Annotated in this window: 14 protein-coding genes; 5 read left to right on the forward strand and 9 right to left on the reverse strand. The window is 65.0% G+C overall.

The features are described 5' to 3' along the window. Positions 1–223: 223 nt before the first annotated feature. Positions 224–1258 carry a LacI family DNA-binding transcriptional regulator gene (locus tag V8J55_RS08295; RefSeq protein WP_336445152.1) on the reverse strand — a complete coding sequence of 345 codons (1035 nt, stop codon included), beginning with the start codon at positions 1256–1258 and terminating at the stop codon, positions 224–226. Between the two features lie 317 nt (positions 1259–1575). Between V8J55_RS08295 and V8J55_RS08300 the strand changes: the two genes are divergently transcribed. The 5 genes from V8J55_RS08300 to V8J55_RS08320 are packed head-to-tail and all read left to right on the forward strand — an operon-like array spanning position 1576 to position 11384. Then, entirely contained in the window at positions 1576–4326 is a 2751-nt protein-coding gene (locus V8J55_RS08300; RefSeq protein WP_336445153.1) for a TonB-dependent receptor, read from the forward strand. A gap of 50 nt (positions 4327–4376) precedes the next feature. After that, on the forward strand, positions 4377–5894 hold the full coding sequence (locus V8J55_RS08305) for a tryptophan halogenase family protein (protein ID WP_443030793.1): 1518 nt from the start codon (positions 4377–4379) through the stop codon (positions 5892–5894). Then, a complete protein-coding gene (locus V8J55_RS08310) occupies positions 5891–7684 on the forward strand; it encodes an alpha-amylase family glycosyl hydrolase (RefSeq protein WP_336445155.1) in 1794 nt (597 codons plus the stop codon). Before V8J55_RS08305 ends, V8J55_RS08310 begins: the two co-directional genes overlap by 4 nt. Before the next feature lie 17 nt (positions 7685–7701). Beyond that, positions 7702–9342 (forward strand): alpha-amylase family glycosyl hydrolase, encoded by a 1641-nt coding sequence (locus V8J55_RS08315; protein ID WP_336445156.1) that lies wholly within the window; start codon positions 7702–7704, stop codon positions 9340–9342. Continuing rightward, a complete protein-coding gene (locus tag V8J55_RS08320; RefSeq protein WP_336445157.1) occupies positions 9342–11384 on the forward strand; it encodes a glycoside hydrolase family 97 protein in 2043 nt (680 codons plus the stop codon). Before V8J55_RS08315 ends, V8J55_RS08320 begins: the two co-directional genes overlap by 1 nt. 135 nt (positions 11385–11519) lie before the next feature. On the opposite strand, the gene argJ is transcribed toward V8J55_RS08320, so the two are convergent. From argJ to V8J55_RS08360, 8 genes are all read right to left on the reverse strand, one after another. Continuing rightward, entirely contained in the window at positions 11520–12746 is a 1227-nt protein-coding gene (gene argJ / locus V8J55_RS08325) for a bifunctional glutamate N-acetyltransferase/amino-acid acetyltransferase ArgJ (protein ID WP_336445158.1), read from the reverse strand. A 156-nt stretch (positions 12747–12902) separates the two neighbouring features. Beyond that, positions 12903–14336: an aldehyde dehydrogenase family protein gene (locus tag V8J55_RS08330; RefSeq protein ID WP_336445159.1), complete on the reverse strand. Its 1434-nt coding sequence runs from the start codon at positions 14334–14336 to the stop codon at positions 12903–12905. A 95-nt stretch (positions 14337–14431) separates the two neighbouring features. After that, positions 14432–15742: a M20/M25/M40 family metallo-hydrolase gene (locus V8J55_RS08335; RefSeq protein ID WP_336445160.1), complete on the reverse strand. Its 1311-nt coding sequence runs from the start codon at positions 15740–15742 to the stop codon at positions 14432–14434. Between the two features lie 56 nt (positions 15743–15798). Further along, on the reverse strand, positions 15799–16410 hold the full coding sequence (locus V8J55_RS08340) for a flavodoxin family protein (protein WP_336445161.1): 612 nt from the start codon (positions 16408–16410) through the stop codon (positions 15799–15801). 51 nt (positions 16411–16461) lie between these two features. Then, positions 16462–17943, reverse strand: coding sequence for a PQQ-dependent sugar dehydrogenase (locus V8J55_RS08345; RefSeq protein WP_336445162.1), 1482 nt, complete (start codon positions 17941–17943; stop codon positions 16462–16464). 110 nt (positions 17944–18053) lie between these two features. Then, entirely contained in the window at positions 18054–18572 is a 519-nt protein-coding gene (locus V8J55_RS08350) for a hypothetical protein (protein ID WP_336445163.1), read from the reverse strand. Between the two features lie 140 nt (positions 18573–18712). Then, positions 18713–20125 (reverse strand): type I glutamate--ammonia ligase, encoded by a 1413-nt coding sequence (gene glnA / locus V8J55_RS08355; protein WP_336445164.1) that lies wholly within the window; start codon positions 20123–20125, stop codon positions 18713–18715. Between the two features lie 71 nt (positions 20126–20196). Then, positions 20197–20535: a P-II family nitrogen regulator gene (locus V8J55_RS08360; RefSeq protein WP_037518110.1), complete on the reverse strand. Its 339-nt coding sequence runs from the start codon at positions 20533–20535 to the stop codon at positions 20197–20199. Positions 20536–20655: the final 120 nt, after the last annotated feature.

Below are 20655 nucleotides of genomic sequence, written 5' to 3' on the forward strand. Positions count from 1 at the left end.
GCAGCGCGCGGGGGAGAGAGCAAGCGCGGCGCGGTTACGTATACGAATACGTGGAGGGGCGGGGTTCGACCGAATGTTGCCGCACTCCCTCCTTTGTCATTCCCGCGAAAGCGGGAACCCAGGGATGGGCCGGCCGACGGACGCTCTGGGTCCCCGCTTTCGCGGGGATGACGAAATAGGGGGGGCGGCGTCCGCTTCCCAACTCCAAAGCACACGCGCGAAGCTAAACCGCCGTACTCTGCCGCCGGATCAGCCGCGCCGGCAAGATCCGCTGTTCGACCGGGCGGTCGTCGATGCGCGCGAGCAACGCATCGACGAGCAATGTCCCCGCGCCTTTCATATCCTGCATAACCGTGGTCAGCGTCGGCGTGGTCAGGCTGGCGGCGGGGATATCGTCGAAGCCGATGATCGCGACGTCGTGCGGCAGCCGCAGCCCGGCTTCGGCCAGTGCGCGCATCGCGCCGATCGCGATCAGGTCGCTCGCGGCGAAAACCGCGTCGAATGACTGTCCGCTTTCGATCAGCGACCTCGCGGCGGCGTAGCCCGAATCCTCCGACGACACCGCATCGCGCTGCAACGCCGGGTCGGGTTCGAGACCCGCGGCGCGCATCGCGCGGCAAAGCCCGTCGTAGCGATCCTGGAATTCGGGCGCATGGTCCGACGCGTCGCCAAGGAAAGCGATCCGCCGCCGCCCGATCTCGACCAGATGCGCGCCCGCCTGTTCGCCCGCGCCGACATTGTCGGACCCGACGGTCAGCCCGATACCCTCTTCGGATACCGATCCCCAGCGAACGAACTTGGTCCCCATCTCGACCAGATGCTCCAGCTTGGTGAGGTAAAGCTGATAATCACCGTAACCGAGCAGGATGATGCCGTCGGACCGGTGGCTGTCCTGATAGGTGACGTGCCAGTCATTGTGCATCTGCTGGAAACTGATGAGCAGGTCATAGCCGCGCCGCGCGCATTCGCGCGTGATCGACCCCAGCATCGACAGGAAGAAGGGGTTGATCATCGATTCGTCGGGGTTCGGGTCCTCGAAAAAGAGCAGCGCGAGCGTGTGCGTGCGCTGCGAGCGCAGGCTCGAGGCGTTCTTGTCGACGGTGTAGTTGAGTTCCTGCGCGATGCGCTGAATGTTGGCGCGGGTCGCGGCGCTGACCGACTTGCTGCCGCGCAGCGCGCGCGAAACCGTCGGCTGCGAGACGCCCGCCAGATAGGCGATGTCGAAACTCGTCGGCTTGGCCGAGGGCTGGCGCCCCATGTCTCTCTCCCGGCGCCCGGCCTTCCTGGTGGCCGCCGCTCGCCCCGCAGAGTAGCGATTGGTCCGGTGGATGCCAAGAAATTGCACGTGGTCGAGTCCCGCGGTTTTCCGCCCCGAAAGCGTTGCATTTCTGCGACAGGGCGCGGCTCTGCATATTATGCGTATACGTATACCCTATGGCGGCGCGGCGGGATTGGTTTCAATTGCGAGGCTCAAGATGGGAAAGCCCATATGCCGGAGAGGAGCCTGACGGACGCCCCGCGTCCCCCTCCCGGTACATGGGTCAAGACCACCCGTCCGTGCCAGGGGAGCCACATATGACCATGCCGACCAATCTTCGCCGCGGTGCCAGCGCCATCACGCTCGGCCTTGCCTTGACCGCCGTGCTGCCCGGTGCCGCGATGGCGCAGGACGCGAGCACCGCGCCGGTCGACGAGGCGCCGGCCGACAGCGAAATCATCGTCAGCGGCATCCGCAGCGCGATCGCCAATTCGGTCCAGGCGAAGAAGAACAGCACCTCGATCGTCGAGGTCGTCTCGGCCGAAGACATCGGCAAGCTGCCCGACCTGTCGATCGCCGAATCGCTGTCGCGCCTGCCGGGCCTCGCGACGCAGCGCCTCGACGGCCGCGCCAATGTCGTGTCGATCCGCGGCCTCGCGCCCGACTTCACCACCACCCTGCTCAACGGCCGCGAACAGGTTTCGGCGAGCAACAACCGCGGGGTCGAGCTCGACCAATATCCGTCCGAACTGCTGAACGGCGCCATCGTCTACAAGACCCCCGACGCGTCGCTGATCGGGCAGGCGATCGGCGGCACGATCGACATGCGCACGGTGCGCCCGCTCGCTTATGGCAAGCGCACGATCGCGGCGGGCGCGCGTTTCGAGATCAACGACCTCGGCAAGCTCAATCCCGATATTTCGAACAAGGGCTATCGCGCCAACATCTCCTATATCGACCAGAATGCCGACGGCACGCTCGGCTGGGCGATCGGCTATGCGCGCATGCAGTCGCCGACCGCCGAGGAACGCTTCAACGCGTGGGGCTATCCCGAGGCGACCGACGGCACGAACACCGCTTTCATCATCGGCGGTGCCAAGCCCTATGTGAAATCGAACGAGCTGAAGCGCGACGGCGTGATGGCGGTCGTCGAATGGGAACCGAGCGACAAGTTCCACACGACGATCGACGGCTATTGGTCGAAGTTCAAGGACGAACAGCGCCTGCGCGGTATCGAATTCCCGCTCTTCTGGGGCAATTCGACGCTCCAGCCCGGCTTCACCATCGAGGACGGTCTGGTGACGAAAGGCGTCTGGACGGGCACCGAGGCGGTGATGCGCAACGACGTCGTCCATCGCAACTCGACGATCATCGCCGGCGGCTGGAACACGCAGTTCAAGCCCAATGACAAGCTGACGCTCGAACTCGACCTTGGCTATTCGCGGATCAAGAAGACCGAAGAAAACCTCGAAATCTATCTCGGCACCGGTCGCGGCGCCGGCGTCGGCGCGCGCGAAACCGCGCTGGGTTTCGAAATGCGCCCGAACGGCGGGATCATGTTCGACCCGTCGCTCGACTATTCCGATCCGAACCTGTTCGTGATCACCGATCCGCAGGGCTGGAACAGCTGCGGCGGCGCGGTCGCCAACTGCCAGGACGGCTTCGTCAACACGCCGCGCGTCAAGGACCAGCTGAAATCGCTGCGCCTGCAGGCGACGCAGGAATTGGACGGCGTGCTCAGCAGCATCCGCGTCGGCGCCAATTATTCGGACCGCAAGAAGAGCCTCGACGACCGCGGCTTCGTGCTGACGAGCAAAAATTATCCGGCGAATACGCCCGTGCCCGCCGACTATCTCTATGACCCGGTGTCGCTCGATTTCATCGGCATCCCCGGCATGGTCGCGTTCGACAGCTGGCGTTTCTACAATGACGGGAATTATAATCTGACCGACGGTGCGGGCTTCGACCCGGCGCGCGTCTTCAACGATTATACGATCCGCGAAAAGATACTGACCGGCTTCGTCCAGGCGAATTTCGACGCCGATGCGGGAAGCACTCCGATCCGCGGCAATGTCGGCGTCCAGGTCATTCATTCGGACCAGACGGGGTCGAGCTTCTATGCGCAGGTTGTCGGCGGCGTCACCCAGTCGACGCCGGTCACCGACGGCGACAAATATACCGACATCCTGCCGAGCATCAATTTGTCGGTCGAATTCGCCGACAACACATTCCTGCGCTTCGGTGCCGCCCGCGTGCTGGCGCGCGCGCGCATGGACCAGCTGAAGCCCGGCGGCGGCGTCAATTTCGACACGTCGAAGCGCAACAACACCGACGTCAACGCCTCGCCCTGGTCGCTCGACCTCGGCAATGCGAAGCTGCGTCCGCTGATGGCAGACACGGTCGATATCGGGCTCGAGAAATATTTCGGGCAGGGCGGCTATGTGTCGGTCGGCGGCTTCTACAAATATCTCGAAAATTACATTTATCGTCAGGTCAATCCGTTCGACTTCACCGACTTCGAGGTTCCCGACGGCGGGACGGTCGGCACGCGGGCGGGCCTCAGCAAGCAGTGGCTGAACGGCAATGCCGGGCGCGTCTATGGTGCCGAAGCCTCCTTCTCGTTCCCGTTCGCCAACCTCACCCAGTCGCTCGATGGCTTCGGCGTCCTCGGCAGCGCCTCCTATACCAAGAGCCGTGTGCGCGAAGGCGGCGAGGATCCGATCTCGATGCCGGGCCTGTCGAAATGGGTCATCAACGGAACCGCCTATTTCGAAAAGGACGGCTTCCAGGTGCGCGCGTCGGGCCGCTATCGCTCGAAATTCCTTGCCGAGGTGTCGACGATCAGCCTCGCGCGCGACATGTTCATGGCGAAGAGCGAGTTCGTCGTCGACGCGCAGGTCGGCTACACCTTCCAGAGCGGCGCGCTCGAAGGGCTGGGCATCTTGCTGCAGGCGTCGAACCTCACCAACGAGCCCTTCGTGACCTATTACAACAATGATCCGCGCCAGATCCGCGACTATCAGAATTATGGTCGCAACTTCATGGCCGGTATCACCTACAAGTTCTGACGGAATGAGCGGGCCGGCCCTCGAGCCCGGCCCGCTTCCGGACGAGAGGAATGGGCAGCGTGGGTGAGAACCGCATCACGAAGGTCGTCATCGTCGGCGGCGGAACCGCGGGCTGGATGGCCGCCGCGGCGCTGTCGCGGACGATGGACAATCTGTCGATCCGGCTGGTCGAGAGCGACGCGATCGGCACCGTCGGGGTCGGCGAGGCGACGATCCCCGCGATCCGCCTGTTCAACGCGCTGATCGGCATCGACGAGAATGAGTTCATTCGCGAAACGCGCGGGACGTTCAAGCTCGGCATCCAGTTCCACGACTGGGGCCGAATCGGCGACACCTATATGCACGCCTTCGGGCAGATCGGGCGCAGCCTCGGCATGTTGCCGTTCCAGCAATATTGGCTCCGCGGCCGGAACGAGGGCGTCGCGGGACGGCTCGGCGATTATTCGCTGAACGAGACGGCGGGACGGCAGAACCGCTTTGCGCGGCTGCCGCAAATCCCGAATACCAGCCTCGACGGCATCGCTTACGCCTTTCATTTCGATGCCGCACTCTACGCTGCCTATCTGCGCAAGATCGCCGAGGCCGCCGGGGTCGAGCGGACCGAGGGCAAGATCGCCAGCGTCCGCCGCAATGGCGAAAGCGGCCATGTCGAAGCCGTCGTGCTGGACAATGGCACCGCGATCGACGGCGAACTCTTCATCGACTGCTCGGGCTTTCGCGCGCTGCTGATCGAGGATGCGCTCGAAACCGGGTTCGAGGACTGGACGCACTGGCTCCCCTGCGACCGCGCGATCGCGGTGCCGAGCGAAAATGCCGGCCCGGCGCGGCCCTATACGCAGGCGATCGCGCACAAGGCCGGCTGGCAATGGCGCATCCCGCTCCAGCACCGCACCGGCAACGGCCATGTCTTTTGCAGCGACTTCATCAGCGAGGACGAGGCGACCGCGACCCTGCTCGCCAACATCGAAGGTCGCCCGCTCGCCGAGCCACGGACGCTGCGTTTCCGCACCGGAATGCGCAAGCAGGCTTGGAACGGCAATGTCGTTGCGCTCGGGCTCGCGTCGGGATTCCTCGAACCGCTCGAATCGACGAGCATCCATCTGATCCAGAACGGCATCGCCAAGCTGCTCGCGCACTTTCCCGATCGCGATTTCGATGCCGCCAATATCGATGCCTATAACCGCCGCGTCCGCTTCGATTACGAACGCATCCGCGACTTTGTCATCCTCCACTATCACGCCAACCAGCGCACCGACGCGCCCTTCTGGATCGGGTGCCGCGAGATGGGCATTCCCGAAACGCTGGCGCGAAAGATCGAGCTGTTCAAAAGCCAGGGCCAGATCGTTCGCGAGGGCGACGAGCTGTTCGTCGAAATCGGCTGGTTCCAGGTGCTGACCGGCCAGAATATCGTGCCCAATGGATATCACCCGATGGCCGACCAGCTCACCCCCGACGAACTCGCGGGCTTTTTCGCCGACATCGAAACGATCGTCGCGCGCACGGCGTCGCATCTGCCGACCCACGAAGACTTTATCGCGCAGCACTGCGCGGCAGGAGTGCCCGCATGAGCCTGTTCGCATCGATCATCGCGCTGAGTCTGGCGGGCGCCGCGCCTGCCGCGGATTACCGCCAGCGCCCGCCCGAGGATGAGATCATCTATTTCGTCCTTCCCGACCGCTTCGAGAATGGCGATGAAAAGAATGATCGCGGCGGGCTGAAGGGCGACCGGCTCCAGACCGGCTATGACCCGAGCGCGAAGGGCTTTTTCCACGGCGGCGACCTGGCGGGACTCACCAGGCGGCTCGACTATATCCAGGGCATGGGGACGACCGCGATCTGGTTCGCCCCGATCTTCAAGAACAAGCCGGTGCAGGGCCCGAAGGACGACGAAAGCGCCGGTTATCACGGCTATTGGGTCACCGACTTCACGCAGGTCGACCCGCATTTCGGCACCAATGCCGAGTTCAAGGCGTTCGTCGACGCGGCGCACGCGCGCGGCATGAAAGTCTACATGGACATCATCGCGAACCACACCGCCGATGTGATCACCTACAAGGAGGGCGCAGACGGAGGCTTCCGCTATCGTAGCCTCGCCGATTATCCCTTCTCGCGGCGTGGCGGGGTGACGGGCGCGCCGATCAATCCCGGCTTCGCCGGCGATCATGTCGCCGATGCCGGCAACTGGCAGAAGCTGACCGATCCCGCCTTCGCCTACACGCCCGTCGTGCCGAAAGGCGAGGAGCGGGTGAAGGTGCCCGCCTGGCTCAACGACCCTATCTATTACCACAACCGCGGCAACAGCGACTGGGTCGGCGAATCTTCGCTCTACGGCGACTTTGCCGGGCTCGACGATCTCGCGACCGAGCACCCGCGCGTCGTGCAGGGCTTTATCGACATCTACGGCCGCTGGATCGACGAATTCGGCATCGACGGATTCCGCATCGACACCGCGAAGCATGTGAACCCCGAATTTTGGCAGGCCTTCGTGCCCGCGATGCAGGCGCGCGCGAAGGCGCGCGGCATTCCCAATTTCCACATCTTCGGCGAAGTCTATGTCGACGCGGTCGATCCGGGCGCGCTCGCCTGGTATACGCACGCGGCGGGCCTGCCCGCGGTGCTCGACTTCGGCTTCGCGCGCGCGGCGATCGATGCGGTGAGCGGGACGAAGGGGACCGACCAGTTCGCGCGGCTGTTCGACGGCGACGCGCTCTACAAGGGCGGGGCAGGGGCGGCGCAAGGGCTGCCGACCTTCCTCGGCAACCACGACATGGGCCGTTTCGCGATGTTCGTGAAGGCGGCGAACCCCAAGGCGAGCGAGGCTGAGCTACTGCAGCGCGTGATGCTCGGCCATGCAATGCTGCTCACGCTGCGCGGGGTGCCGACGATCTATTATGGCGACGAGCAGGGGTTCCTGTCCGACGACAAGGACCAGCTCGCGCGCGAGGATATGTTCGCGTCGAAGGTCACGGTCTATAACGACAATGACCTGCTCGGCAGCGACGCGACGACCGCGGCCGCCAATTTCGACCCCGCGCATCCGCTCTATCGCCTCATCGCGGCGCTGTCCGAAATCCGGCGCAAGACGCCCGCGCTCACACGCGGCGCGACAAAGGTTCGCGCCTTTTCCGACAAGCCCGGACTGCTTGCGGTATCGCGTTTCGATCCGGTGACGGGGCGCGAAGTGCTGCTCGCCTTCAACACGTCGGCGGCGCCGCTGTCGGCCAATATTGCCATCGATATGAAAAGTGCGGGCTTTACCGCACTCCACGGTGACTGTCCGGCAAGCCCCGCCGCGCCGGGCAGCATCCATCTGTCCCTCCCCGCCTTCGGCACGATCATTTGCCAGGCCAGCGAATAAGCGAAGACCACGCCATAATGACCCAGTCCCTCGTCCAGAATGCCAGCTTGCCCGCCGCCGCCGAGGCGCCGTGGTGGAAGGGCGCGGCGATCTATCAGATCTACCCGCGCAGCTTTGCCGATTCGAACGGCGACGGGATCGGCGACCTCGCGGGCATCACCGCGCGCCTCGACTATGTCGCCGCGCTTGGCGTCGACGCGATCTGGCTCTCGCCCTTCTACCCCTCGCCGATGGACGATTTCGGCTATGACATCGCCGATTATGTGGGCGTCGACCCGATTTTCGGGACGCTCGCCGATTTCGACGCGCTGGTGGCGCGCGCGCATGCGCTGGGGCTGAAGGTCACGACCGATCTTGTGTTCGCGCACACCTCCGACCGGCATGCGTGGTTCGCGACGAGCCGCGCGAGCAAGGACAATGACAAGGCCGACTGGTATGTCTGGGCCGATGCAAAGCCCGACGGGTCGCCGCCGACCAACTGGCAGTCGGTGTTCGGCGGCCCGGCGTGGACGTGGGACGCACGGCGCGGCCAATATTATATGCATAATTTCCTCGGCTCGCAGCCGCAGCTCAATGTTCACAACCCGGAGGTGCAGGACGCGCTGCTCGGCGTCGTGCGCTTCTGGCTCGATCGCGGCGTCGACGGCTTTCGCATCGATGCGATCAATTTCTCGATGCACGATCCCGAATTCCGCGACAATCCGCCCGCACCGCCGTCGAACAAGGTCCGCACCCGCCCGTTCGACTTCCAGCAGAAAATCCACAACCAGTCGCACCCTGACATCCCGCTCTTCCTCGAACGCATCCGCGCGCTGACCGATCAATATCCGGGCAGCTTCACCGTCGCCGAAGTCGGCGGCGACGATGCGGTGCGCGAGATGAAGCTGTTCACCGCGGGCGAGCGCCGGCTTAACAGCGCCTATGGCTTCGACTTCCTCTATGCCGACCGGCTGACGCCGCAACTGGTGCGCGAGGCGGCCGAGCAATGGCCCGAAGCGCCCGGAATCGGCTGGCCGAGCTGGGCGTTCGAGAACCACGACGCGCCGCGCGCACTGTCGCGCTGGACCCCCGAAGGCGTCGACGGGCAAGCCTATGCGCGGATGAAGATGGCGCTGCTCTGCGCGCTACGCGGCAATATCATCCTCTATAATGGCGAGGAACTGGGGCTTGACCAGGTCGAGATCCCGTTCGAGCTGGTGAAGGATCCCGAGGCGCTCAAGAACTGGCCGCTGACGCTGTCGCGCGACGGCGCGCGCACCCCGCTGCCGTGGGCGGCGGGCGAAACGCATGCGGGTTTTTCGAGCGCCGATCCGTGGCTGCCGCTGGGCGCCGAGCACGGCGCGCTCGCGGTCGACCGGCAACAGGGTGATCCCGCGTCGCTGCTCAACCTCACGCGCCAACTCGTCGCGCTGCGCGCCGCGCACCCGGCGCTGCGCCTCGGCCGCGACGCGCGCTGGATCGCCGAGGGAGACCTGCTCGTTTTCGACCGGATCGCGGACGGCGAGCATATCCGTTGCCTCTTCAATCTCGGTGGCGGGACGATCGATGTCGCGGCCCATGCGGCGGGCGGTGTTCCGGTCGTCGCGCTGAACGGCGCCGATCCGGCGCATTTGCCGCCGTGCGGCGCTCTCTGGCTGAAACTCGAAGGAACAAATTGATGCGTAGCCTGTTCGCCGCCCTCCCGCTGCTCGCCGCGGCAGCGGCGCCCGCCTTCGCGCAGGACACGCGGCCCGAGCAGACGGCATCCTCGCCCGACGGCGCCATTGTGCTGACGGTTTCGACCGACAACGACCAGCGCCCGACCTGGTCGCTGTCGCGCAAGGGCAAGCTGTTGATCGCGCCGTCGAAGCTCGGTTTCATCCTCGCCGACCGCATCGGGCTACAGCGCGGCTTCGCGATCGAAAGCGTCGAGCGCGCGAGCGGCGACACGCGCTGGGAACAGCCGTGGGGCGAGCGCCGCTTCGTGCGCGACCGGCACAACGAACTGCTCGTCCGCTTCCGCCAGAACGAAAGCTGGGGCGGCCATGCGATGAACGTCCGCTTCCGCCTCTTCGACGACGGCATCGGCTTCCGCTACGAACTCCCTGAGCAGCCCGGCCTCAAGACCGCGGAGATCATCGACGAAATCACCGAATTCGACATAGCCCCCAACGGCACCGCATGGTGGATCACCGGCGGCGAGTGGAACCGCTACGAGCAAAACTATCAAAAAACGCCGATCGACGCAGTCGCGACCGCGCACACCCCGATCACGATGCGCCTCGACGACGGGACGCATCTGGCATTCCACGAAGCGGCGCTCGTCGACTATGCCGGCATGTGGTTCAAGCGCGCCGAGGGACAGAAGTTCCGCGCGACGCTGTCGCCGTCGTCGAAGGGCGCACGCGTCGTCCGCGACCTGCCGTTCGCGACGCCGTGGCGGACGATCCGCATCGCCGACACTGCGGCGGGTCTCGTCGAAAGCGACCTCGAACTCAACCTCAACGAACCGAACAAGCTGGGCGATGTCAGCTGGTTCAAGCCGATGAAATATATCGGCATCTGGTGGGGGATGATCCGCGGCGACTGGAGCTGGGCCGAGGGGCCGAAGCATGGTGCGACGACCGAACGCACGAAGCAATATATCGACTTCGCGGCGAAGCACGGCTTTGGCGGCGTATTGGTCGAGGGCTGGAACAAGGGCTGGAACGGCAATTGGTTCGGCCATGGCGACGAGTTCAGCTTCACGCAGGCGACCCCCGATTTCGACCTGAAGGCCGTCACCGACTATGCGCGCAAAAAGGGCGTCCAGCTGATCGGCCACCACGAAACCGGCGGCAATATCGCGGTCTATGAGGCGCAGCTCGACGACGCGATGAAGCTCTATGGCCAGCTCGGTGTCGGGACGGTGAAGACCGGTTATGTCGCCGACGCGGGCGGGATCATTGCGCCCGGCGCGACACCGGGCACGGCCGCGATGGAATGGCACGACGGCCAGCGGCAGGTGCAGCACCATCTGAAGGTCGTCGAAACCGCGGCGAAGTATCATGTTGCGGTCAATCCGCACGAACCGATCAAGGATACGGGCCTGCGCCGCACCTATCCCAACTGGGTTGCGCGTGAAGGCGCGCGTGGCATGGAGTATAACGCGTGGGGCGCCTTCGCGAACGGCCCGGACCATGAACCGACGCTCGTCTATACGCGCATGCTGTCGGGGCCGATGGACTTTACCCCGGGCGTGCTGAGCCTCGAGGGCGCGAACAAGGCGCCGCTCGCCTCGACGCTTGCAAAGCAGCTCGGGCTATATCTTGCCATCTATTCGCCGATCCAGATGGCCGCCGACTTCATCGAGAATCTGGAAGCGCATCCGCGCGAGCTCGAATTCATCAAGGCGGTTCCCGCCGACTGGTCCGAAAGCCGCCTGATCGCGGGTGAGGTCGGCGATTATGCGATCTTCGCGCGCAAGGACCGGGGCAGCGCCGACTGGTATGTCGGCGGGGTCAACGACGCGACCGAACGCACGCTGACGCTGCGCTTCGATTTCCTCGAGCCGAGAAAAACCTATACCGCCACGATCTGGAAGGATGGCGAGGGCGCCATCTATCTGACCGACGCGCGGCACCGCATCGCCTATGATACGATCAAGGTGAAGAAGGGCGACAGCTACAAACTCTGGCTCGCACCGGGCGGGGGCGCCGCGATGCGGCTTTCACGGGACTGATGAAGGCGTCGTGCGGTCAGGCCCGGTCCACGGCGAAAGTGCCGTAAGGGTGACGCGGGTTCACGCCGTCCGGAAGCAAAACTCGGAGAAATTCACAAGCTTTAGAGTTATATATATCTCTGTTTGAGGCGGTCATCAGCTCCGATAATCGGCGTTGATGCTGATATATCCGTGGGTGAGGTCGCACGTCCAAACGGTCGCGCGGCCCTCGCCGAGCCCCAGGTCGGCGCCGACGCGGATGTCCTGACCTTTGAGGTGCGCCGCAACCGGCGCTTCGTCATAGCCATCGACGGGCAGGCCGTCCTTCGCGACCCAATGATCGCCGAAGCGGATCGCGAGGCGGTCGCGGTCGGCGGGTTCGCCCGCCTTGCCCACCGCCATCACGACGCGGCCCCAGTTCGCGTCCTCGCCCGCGATTGCGGTTTTCACCAGCGGCGAGTTGGCGATCGCGAGCGCGACGCGTTTCGCGCTGTCGTCGCTGGTGGCGCCGGTCACTTGTATCTCGATGAACTTCGACGCGCCCTCGCCGTCGCGCACGACCTGTTGCGCGAGATCGAGCGCGACCGAACGGATCGCGGCGTAGAGCGCGTCGGCGCCCGGATCGTCACGGGTCGTGAGCGTGGCGTTGCCCGCCTGCCCGGTCGCGAAGAGCAGCACGGTGTCGCTGGTCGACGTATCGCTGTCGACGGTGATGCTGTTGAAGCTGCCGCTGGTCGCTTCGCTCAGCATCTCCTGCAAAAGCGCAGGCGCGACCACGGCGTCGGTGAAGATATAGCCGAGCATCGTCGCCATGTCGGGGGCGATCATTCCCGACCCCTTGACGATCCCTGCGACATGGACGGTCTTGCCATCGACGATCGCGCTCGCGCCCGAGCCCTTCGCGAAGGTGTCGGTAGTGCCGATCGTGTCGGCGGCGGCTTCCCACGAGCAGGGCTCCGCGGTCAGCGCGGCTTCGACCCCGGCGCGGGCCTTGTCCTTGGGCAAGGGCACGCCGATGACGCCGGTCGAACTGACGAAGACTTCGGCCGGTTCGCAGCCGAGATGGTCCGCGACCTGCGCCATGATCTGCTCGACCGCCTCGCGCCCACGATAGCCGGTGAAGGCGTTGCTGTTGCCCGCGTTGACGATCAGCGCGCGGCCGATGCCGCCCTTCACCTGCTCGCGGCCGAGCTCGACTTCGGACGAGCAGCAGACATTGCGCGTGAAGACGCCCGCGACCGTGGTGCCGGGCGCGAGCTCGACATAGGTGAGGTCGCAGCGGTCCCAATTCTTGTACTGCGCACGCGCGACGCGGCGCGTCACCCCGGCGATGTCGGGGAGGGCGGGGAAGGCGGCGGGGGCGAGCGGTGAGCGCGTGGTCATGCGGGAGCGCTTAGCTCTGTAGCACTCAAAGAAAAACCCCTCCCGTTTACGGGAGGGGCAGCGAGGCTTGCGAGCTTGCTCGCTAGTCGTAGCGGGGAGGGTTGGCGAGGCTACAGGCCCTCCCCCGACCCCTCCTGCAAGCGGGTGGGGAGAAGATCAGGCCGGAATGCCGCTGATCGACTTCACTTCCATGAAGTCCTTCAGCCCGAACACGCCGCCTTCGCGGCCGTTGCCCGATGCCTTGTAGCCGCCGAACGCCGCGCCCGGGCCGGGGCCCCACGCGTTGACCGCGACCATGCCGGCGCGCAGCTTCGGTGCTACGTCAGCCGCCTTGGCGGGGTCGCCCGAAATCACCGCCGACAGGCCATATTCGGTGTCGTTGGCGATATCGACGGCTTCGTCGAGGTCGCCATAGGCCATGATCGTCGCGACGGGTCCGAAGATTTCCTCGTTGGCGATGCGCATGTCGCGCGTAACGCCCGAGAAGACGGTCGGCTTGATATAATAGCCGCGGTTGACGTTCGACGGGAGGCCGGTGCCGCCGGTCTCCAGCGTCGCGCCTTCGTCGATCGCCGACTGGATCAGGCCCTGGATCTTGTCGAACTGCGCCTTGTTGACGACCGGGCCGATATGGCCGCCCTCGGCCTGCGGGTCGCCGACCGACGTCCCGTCGAACATCGCCTTGATCACGCCGACTGCCTCGGCCTCGCGATCCTTCTGGACGAGGATGCGCGTCGGGGCGATGCAGCTCTGGCCCGTGTTGACGAGCACGCCCTGCACCGTCGGCGGCAGTACCGCGGCGAAATCGGCGTCGGGCAGGACGATGTTCGGCGACTTGCCGCCAAGTTCCTGATGGACGCGCTTGACGGTATCGGCGGCCGCCTTCGCGACGAGGATGCCCGCGCGGGTCGAGCCGGTGAAGCTCACCATTTCGATGCCGGGGTGCGCGCTGATCGCGTTGCCGACGGTCGGGCCGTCGCCCTGCACGAGGTTGAACACGCCCGGCGGCACGCCCGCGGCATCGAGGATTTCGGCGAAGATCGTCGCGTTGCCGGGGCATTCTTCCGACGGCTTGAGCACCATCGTGTTGCCGCCGGCGAGCGCGGGGGCGACCTTGAGTGCGATCTGGTTCAGCGGCCAGTTCCACGGCGTGATCATGCCGACGACGCCGATCGGCTCGTATGCGATGACGCCCGCGGCGTATTTTTCGGTGAAGCTGAAGTCTTTCAACGCCGCGATGGTGCCGAGGAAGCCGCCGATGCCCGCGCCGACCTGCGCGGTGCCCGCGAAGCTGACGGGAGCGCCCATTTCGCTCGCCATCGATTTGGCAAGGTCGGGGGCGCGCTTCTTATATTCCTCGACAATGCGGTTCAAAAGGTCGAGCCGCTCTTCGCGCGTCGTCTGCGACCAGCTCTTCAGGGCTTCGCGCGCTGCGGCGACGGCATCGTCGACGTCGGCGGCGGTGCCGAGGACGATCGTCGAGGCGGCTTCTTCGGTCGCCGGGTTGATGACGTCGTGCGGCTTGCCGCCTTTGCTGTCGACCCAACGGCCGCCGATGTAATTCTGTTTGAGGTGCGTTTCGGTGCTCATGTCCTGTCTCCCATCGGCGGTGAATCCGTCTCGGATTGCTACCTAATCACTGTGGCGGATGAATCAAGCAAAGGCCAACTGCCAATTGCGGCAGGTCAGCGTTTTTCAGCGGAAAGACGTGACATCAGGATGGCAGCGCGCGTCGCCTGTCGCGCGATGCTGGGGATGTCGACGGCTTCGCCCGGGGCATGGTCGCCCGTGCTGTACGGCCCGAGTCCCGCGAGCCCGTCGACATCGGCGGCAACGAAGCTGATGTCTCCCGCGCCGCGCTTCAGCGGATCGAGCGGCGCCATTTCGGCCAGCCCGAGATCGCGGTTCACGCCGTTGAGCTTCGCTAGCAAGGCGCGATTGCCGTCGGTCGGCGCCATCGAGGGATAGCCGCCGGGATCGAAAGCGATCTTGGCATCGGTGCCGGGGGCATGTTCGGCGACGATCGCCGTCATTTTCGCCTTCACCCGTTCGATCTGTTCGGACGACAGCGCGCGCAGATCGCCGCGCGCGACCGCTACTGGTGCGATGATGTTGGTCTTGCCGGTCACCGTCGCGCGGATGCCGCCCGCGTCGAGATCGGCCTGCTGCCCGCCTGCGATCAGCCCGATGTTGAAGGTGAGGTTCGGCTCGGGCAGCTCGGTGCGGAAGCGGTGGACGATGCGCGTGAGTTCATAGATCGCGCCGTCGCCCGCCGCGGCGCTGAAGATACCCGAACTGTGCGCGCTCTTGCCCGTCGCGGTGACGGTCCAGCTGTCCGACGAGCGCCGCGCGACCGAACCCATGTCGGCGCCATTGTCGCGCACAAGCCCCTCGAAATCGAGCGCGACGTCGCTGCGCTTGCCCGCCGCGATCAGGTCGGCGCGCGCTTTCTCGATCGGGCTGCCCGAATCCTCCTCGTCGCCGGTCATGTGGATTTCGATATTTGCGTCCTTCAGCGTCCCCGCGGCCTGCATCGCGCGCAGCGCCGCGACGATCACGACCATGCCGCCCTTGTCGTCGCCCGCGCCGGGGCCTTCGCCCATATCGCCCTTGCGAGTGAATTTCTGAAAGGGCGAGTCGGGTTCGAACACCGTATCGAGATGCGCGATCAGCAGCAGGCGCTTGGCATCGGGCTTGCCGCTGTGCGTGGCGATCAGATGGCCGGCGCGTCCGGTGTCGCGCATCGGCTTCCATTCGACCTTAAAACCCAGCGGTTCGAGTTCGGTGCGCATCATCGCCCCGACCTTTTTGACGCCCTCGAGATTGAGTGAGCCGCTGTTCTGGTTGACGAGCTTTTCGAGCAACGCGAGGTTGCGGTCCTGTTCGGCCGCGACCGTCTTCGCCATGGCGCTTTCGGCCTTCGAGAGCTTGGCTTCCGCCGCCGGGACAAGCGCGAGCTGAAGGGCGACGAGAGCGGCAAGCGGCAGTGATTTCATGGGGAGGCTCCTCTGAACAGCCTCTTGTGCCGCCTCCACCTCGCCTCGGCAAGCGCTCAGCCGGGGTAGGGTGCCTGTTTGAGCAGTCTTGCGAGGTGCGCCGCGTTGGCGGCGACCATCTTAGCGGTTTGGGTGACCTTGCGCGGGCGGTGTTCGAGATCTTTGAAGTCGGTCGATCCCATCGCCTCGCCGACCCAATAGCAGGCGGCGACCGCGGGGATCGTCCAGCCGACATCGTTGAGCGCCTGGAAGATCTGAGCCGAGACATGGTGTGCGCCATCCTCATTGCCGACGATCGCGGCGACCGCGACCTTCGAATAGCTCGGCATGCGCCCCCGATCGTCGGTTTCCGACAGGAAGGCGTCCATGCGCTCCATCACGAGCTTGGCGACGCTCGACGCCTGCCCCATCCAGATCGGCGTGCCGAAGATCAATATGTCGGCGGTGAGGATCTGTTTGCGGATCGCGGGCCATTCGTCGTCCGGTCCCTGGTTCGAGGTCACGCCCCATTTGACGTTGTGGGCGGCGATGCGGATCGGGTCGGCGACCGTCACGTCCAGAGCCGCGAAATGTTCGGCGAGCACCGCGATCATTGCGTCGGTCGAACTGGCGCGGCCCTTGGCCGAAAGCGAGCAGTTGATGGCGGCGGCGGTCAGGGGGACAGGCATGGCATTTCCTTGCGGGCTGGCCCCCCTGCAAGGAAATGGCCGGGAACCCGCTCAGGTTCCGGGGCGGACCATGAAAATATCGCCGCCGATGCTGATGAGGAAGAGGTTGCCCGCGCTGTCCTCGCCGAACGAAGCGATCGAATTCAGCGTCCCGGCGTCGGGTGCAAAATCCTCGTTCCGCCGCGCGAAGCGCGAAGAGGCGAGCGTCTGGCCGGGGACGAGGCTGGCGAAAGGCACCGACCAGATATTGTTCGAGACGAAGTCGGCGAAGACATATTGGCCCTGCAAGGACGCCACAGGGCCGCGGTAGACATAGCCGCCGGTGATCGAATTGCCCTGCCGCGGACCGCTGCCATGGCCATATTCGGCGACCGGGTCGGTGAGCCCGCCGGGTGCCGTGCCGGTGAAAGACTGGGTCCCTTCCTTGAAGCGCCAGCCGAAGTTCAGCCCTGGCTGTGTGGTCGTCACCAGGTCGATTTCCTCGACAGCGCCTTGCCCGACGTCGGCGATGATCAGCGTCGTGCCCGAGAAGGAGGTACGGAACGGATTGCGGAGGCCAAGGGCATAGACGTACGGATCCCCGCCGCCGCTGAGATAGGGGTTGCCGGGCGCCGGAGTGAAGAAGGTCGGCGACGCACCCGCATAGGGATCTTCGACCACCCTGATCCGCAATATCTTGCCGAGCCGCGAATTGGGGTTCTGGGCGTTGTTGCCGGGATCGCCCGAGCCGCCGCCGTCGCCCACCCCGGCATAGAGAAAGCCGTCGGGGCCGAAGATCATCGAACCGCCATTATGATTGTTCGCGCCGGGATGCGGTATCGAGAGTCTCGCCAATATTTGCGGCGTTCCGGAGAGGGTTCCATATTCGCGAATCTCGATATCGCCGGCGGCATTGGTGCAATAGATCATGAAGCGATCGGAATTCGCCGGGTTCGGCAGCAGCGCCATGCTGAGCAATCCGCGCTCGCCGTCGGTCGACAGATCGCCGACCGTGAAGCGCAGTGTCTTCACGCCGGTCGAGGGATTCAGGCGATAGACCCGCCCCGCCTTTTCCAGCACATAGACGTCGCTGCTGCCCGGAATGCCGAGAACATAGGTCGGCTGGCTGAAGCCGGTGCCGACGCGCGCGACCGCGATGCCCTCGCGGCTGTTGGTGACGGTGATGTTGACCGTTTGCGTCGCGCTGGCGCTGGCGTCGCTGACGCGGAGCTGGACCGTATAGATATTGTCGCCATTGGCATCGCCGGGCAGGTCGAAATCGGGCGCGGCGTTGAAGCGCAGCGCGCCGGCCGCGGTGATCGAGAAGAGCGCGGCATCGGCGCCGCCGTCGATCGCAAAGGTCAGGGCATCGCCATTGGGGTCGCTCGCGGTCGCCTGATAGGCGGCGGCGGTGTTTTCGACGACGCTGGCGGTCTGGAGCGAGGTGAAGGCCGGCGGCGCATTGGCCGCGGGCGGTGTGCTGCCCCCGCCATCGCCTCCGCCGCACGACGCGAGGAGGAAAGGGGTAAGGGCGGCAAAGACGCGCATCCGCATGGCCAAACAGCCTTTCGTGATCGAACCCCACCCCGACCGCAACCTGCCATCGGGGGGCGGGGATCGCAACCCCGCCGGGTTCGCCATACGGGCGGCGATCCCGTGCCGCCTCAAGCGGGCTCTTTGACCTCCTCGAAATCGTCGAGCTTGCCCAGCGCGTCGCGGGCAATCTTTGTCAGTGCGGAGCGATTGACCGCCAAGCCTTTCGTTTCGGTGCCCGTCAGGTCGTCGATGGCGAACGCGACGCGGGTGCGATCGGGCGCCAACTCGTCGAAGGTGAACTTCAGCCCCGTGGACAGTGCGCCGTCGTCGACGCTGTAAATCAGATGCGCCTCGCGCGGGATCTCCATCGCGACCGCGATCTTGACCTTATACGCCTCGGGCCGCTCGTCGGGCACCATTTGTTCGAACCCGGGCTCGCCCTTTTGCACGACGAGTTCGTAGAGGCGTGTCGATCCGCCGTTGGTGACGAGCGGCAGGCCGGTGAAGGCGCTGTCGTCGCCGAACATCTTGGCGAACACCTGTTCTCGCGGTGCCGCGACGGTCCGCGTCTGGTTCACCAGCTCGGCTATCTTGCCGCAGCCGGTCGTCAGCAGCATCGCGGCAATCGGCACCATAATGCGAAACATCGAGCATTCCCCCCGGAAAGACTGCCCTCTCTTAACGCGAAGGGCTTACCAAAGCGTAATGGGGACGGACGGCCAAAAGAAAAGGGCGCCCGGTTCCCCCGAACCGGACGCCCTCCCTTAGGCGATCTGACCCTGTTGGATCAGGCGCTGTAGTACATGTCGAACTCGACCGGGCTCGGGGTCTGTTCGAAACGATAGACTTCGTCCCACTTCAGCTCGACATAAGCTTCGATCTGGTCCTTCGAGAAGACGTCGCCCTTCAAGAGGAAGTCGTGGTCGGCGAGCAGGCTGTCGAGCGCTTCGCGAAGCGAACCGCAGACGGTCGGGACTTCGCTCAGCTCCTCGGGCGGCAGGTCGTACAGATTCTTGTCCATCGGGTCGCCCGGGTGAATCTTGTTCTGGATGCCGTCGAGGCCCGCCATCAGCAGCGCCGAATAGCAGAGATAGGGGTTGGCCATCGCGTCGGGGAAACGGAACTCGACGCGCTTCGACTTGGCGCCAGCGCCGTACGGAATGCGGCACGAGGCCGAACGGTTGCGCGACGAGTAAGCGAGCAGCACCGGCGCTTCAAAGCCCGGGACGAGGCGCTTGTAGCTGTTCGTCGTCGGGTTGGTGAAGGCGTTGAGCGCCTTGGCGTGCTTGACCACGCCGCCGATGAAATAGAGGCACATGTCCGACAGGCCGGCATAGCCGTTGCCGGCAAAGAGCGGCTTGCCCTTTTCCCAGATCGAGATGTGGGTGTGCATGCCGCTGCCGTTGTCGTCCTTGATCGGCTTCGGCATGAAGGTCGCGGTCTTGCCATAAGCATGCGCGACCTGGTGCACGACATATTTGTAGATCTGCATGCGGTCGGCGGTTTCGGTCAGCGTGCCGAAGGTCAGGCCGAGCTCGTGCTGCGCGGCGGCGACTTCATGGTGATGCTTGTCGCACGGCAGGCCGAGTTCGAGCATGGTCGAGACCATTTCGGCGCGGATGTCGACGGCGCTGTCGACCGGCGCGACGGGGAAATAGCCGCCCTTGGCGCGCGGACGGTGCGCGAGGTTGCCGCCTTCATAGCTGCGGCCGGTGTTCGTCGGCAGCTCGATGTCGTCGATCTCGAAGCCCGACTTGTTATAGCCGGTTTCGAAGCGGACGTCGTCGAACATGAAGAATTCGGCTTCGGGGCCGACATAGACGGTGTCGCCGATACCGGTCGAGGCGACATAGGCCTCGGCGCGCTTCGCCGTGGTGCGCGGGTCGCGGGCATAGCCTTCGCCGGTCGACGGCTCGACGATGTCGCAGAAGATCACGAGCATCGGGGTCGCCGAGAAGGGATCGTCATAGACGGCGTCGAGGTCGGGCTTCAGGATCATGTCCGACTCGTTGATCGCCTTCCAGCCTTCGATCGACGAGCCGTCGAACATCAGGCCGTCTTCGAGCTCGTCCTCGCCGAGGACCGAGGCGACCATCGTCAGGTGCTGCCACTTGCCCTTGGGGTCGGTGAAGCGCAGGTCGACCCACTCGATGTCGTTTTCCTTGATCCGCGCGATGATATCCTTGGGCTTCGTAGCCATCGTCTATGCTTCCTTCTTGCGAAATGATCCGGCGTGCCGGGGGTTGTCGGGTTTTCGAAAAATGCGAAAGATTAAAGCGCGTCCTCGTTGCGTTCGCCGGTGCGGATGCGGAGCGCCGTTTCGACCGGAATGACGAAGATCTTGCCGTCGCCGATGCGGCCGGTCTGCGCGGCGGCAGCGATCGCCTCCACGACGCGTTCGGCCATCGAGTCCTCGACGATGACCTCCAGCTTCACCTTGGGCAGAAAGTCGACGACATATTCGGCGCCGCGATACAGTTCGGTATGCCCCTTCTGCCGTCCGAAACCCTTGGCCTCGGTGACGGTGATGCCGCTGACACCCACTTCGTGCAGCGCTTCCTTCACTTCGTCGAGCTTGAACGGCTTGATGATCGCCTCAATCTTCTTCACGCTTTTCGTCCCCCTTTGGGCTGGCCGCCGCCCCTTGCGCATCGAGCCGGATCAGGTGTGCCTGCCCGGTTCGCCGTCGAGTCGGTGCGGTGTCCCGCCATCTTGCACCAATCAAAAGCC

The organism is Sphingopyxis sp. CCNWLW2 (assembly GCF_037095755.1).
Lineage (GTDB): Bacteria > Pseudomonadota > Alphaproteobacteria > Sphingomonadales > Sphingomonadaceae > Sphingopyxis.

Bases quoted from the DNA above. Each gene is read 5' to 3' on its own strand.
- V8J55_RS08295 (WP_336445152.1), bottom strand. From the start codon at position 1,258: ATGGGGCGCCAGCCCTCGGCCAAGCCGACGAGTTTCGACATCGCCTAT.
- V8J55_RS08300 (WP_336445153.1), top strand. From the start codon at position 1,576: ATGACCATGCCGACCAATCTTCGCCGCGGTGCCAGCGCCATCACGCTC.
- V8J55_RS08305 (WP_443030793.1), top strand. From the start codon at position 4,377: ATGGGCAGCGTGGGTGAGAACCGCATCACGAAGGTCGTCATCGTCGGC.
- V8J55_RS08310 (WP_336445155.1), top strand. From the start codon at position 5,891: ATGAGCCTGTTCGCATCGATCATCGCGCTGAGTCTGGCGGGCGCCGCG.
- V8J55_RS08315 (WP_336445156.1), top strand. From the start codon at position 7,702: ATGACCCAGTCCCTCGTCCAGAATGCCAGCTTGCCCGCCGCCGCCGAG.
- V8J55_RS08320 (WP_336445157.1), top strand. From the start codon at position 9,342: ATGCGTAGCCTGTTCGCCGCCCTCCCGCTGCTCGCCGCGGCAGCGGCG.
- argJ (WP_336445158.1), bottom strand. From the start codon at position 12,746: ATGACCACGCGCTCACCGCTCGCCCCCGCCGCCTTCCCCGCCCTCCCC.
- V8J55_RS08330 (WP_336445159.1), bottom strand. From the start codon at position 14,336: ATGAGCACCGAAACGCACCTCAAACAGAATTACATCGGCGGCCGTTGG.
- V8J55_RS08335 (WP_336445160.1), bottom strand. From the start codon at position 15,742: ATGAAATCACTGCCGCTTGCCGCTCTCGTCGCCCTTCAGCTCGCGCTT.
- V8J55_RS08340 (WP_336445161.1), bottom strand. From the start codon at position 16,410: ATGCCTGTCCCCCTGACCGCCGCCGCCATCAACTGCTCGCTTTCGGCC.
- V8J55_RS08345 (WP_336445162.1), bottom strand. From the start codon at position 17,943: ATGCGGATGCGCGTCTTTGCCGCCCTTACCCCTTTCCTCCTCGCGTCG.
- V8J55_RS08350 (WP_336445163.1), bottom strand. From the start codon at position 18,572: ATGTTTCGCATTATGGTGCCGATTGCCGCGATGCTGCTGACGACCGGC.
- glnA (WP_336445164.1), bottom strand. From the start codon at position 20,125: ATGGCTACGAAGCCCAAGGATATCATCGCGCGGATCAAGGAAAACGAC.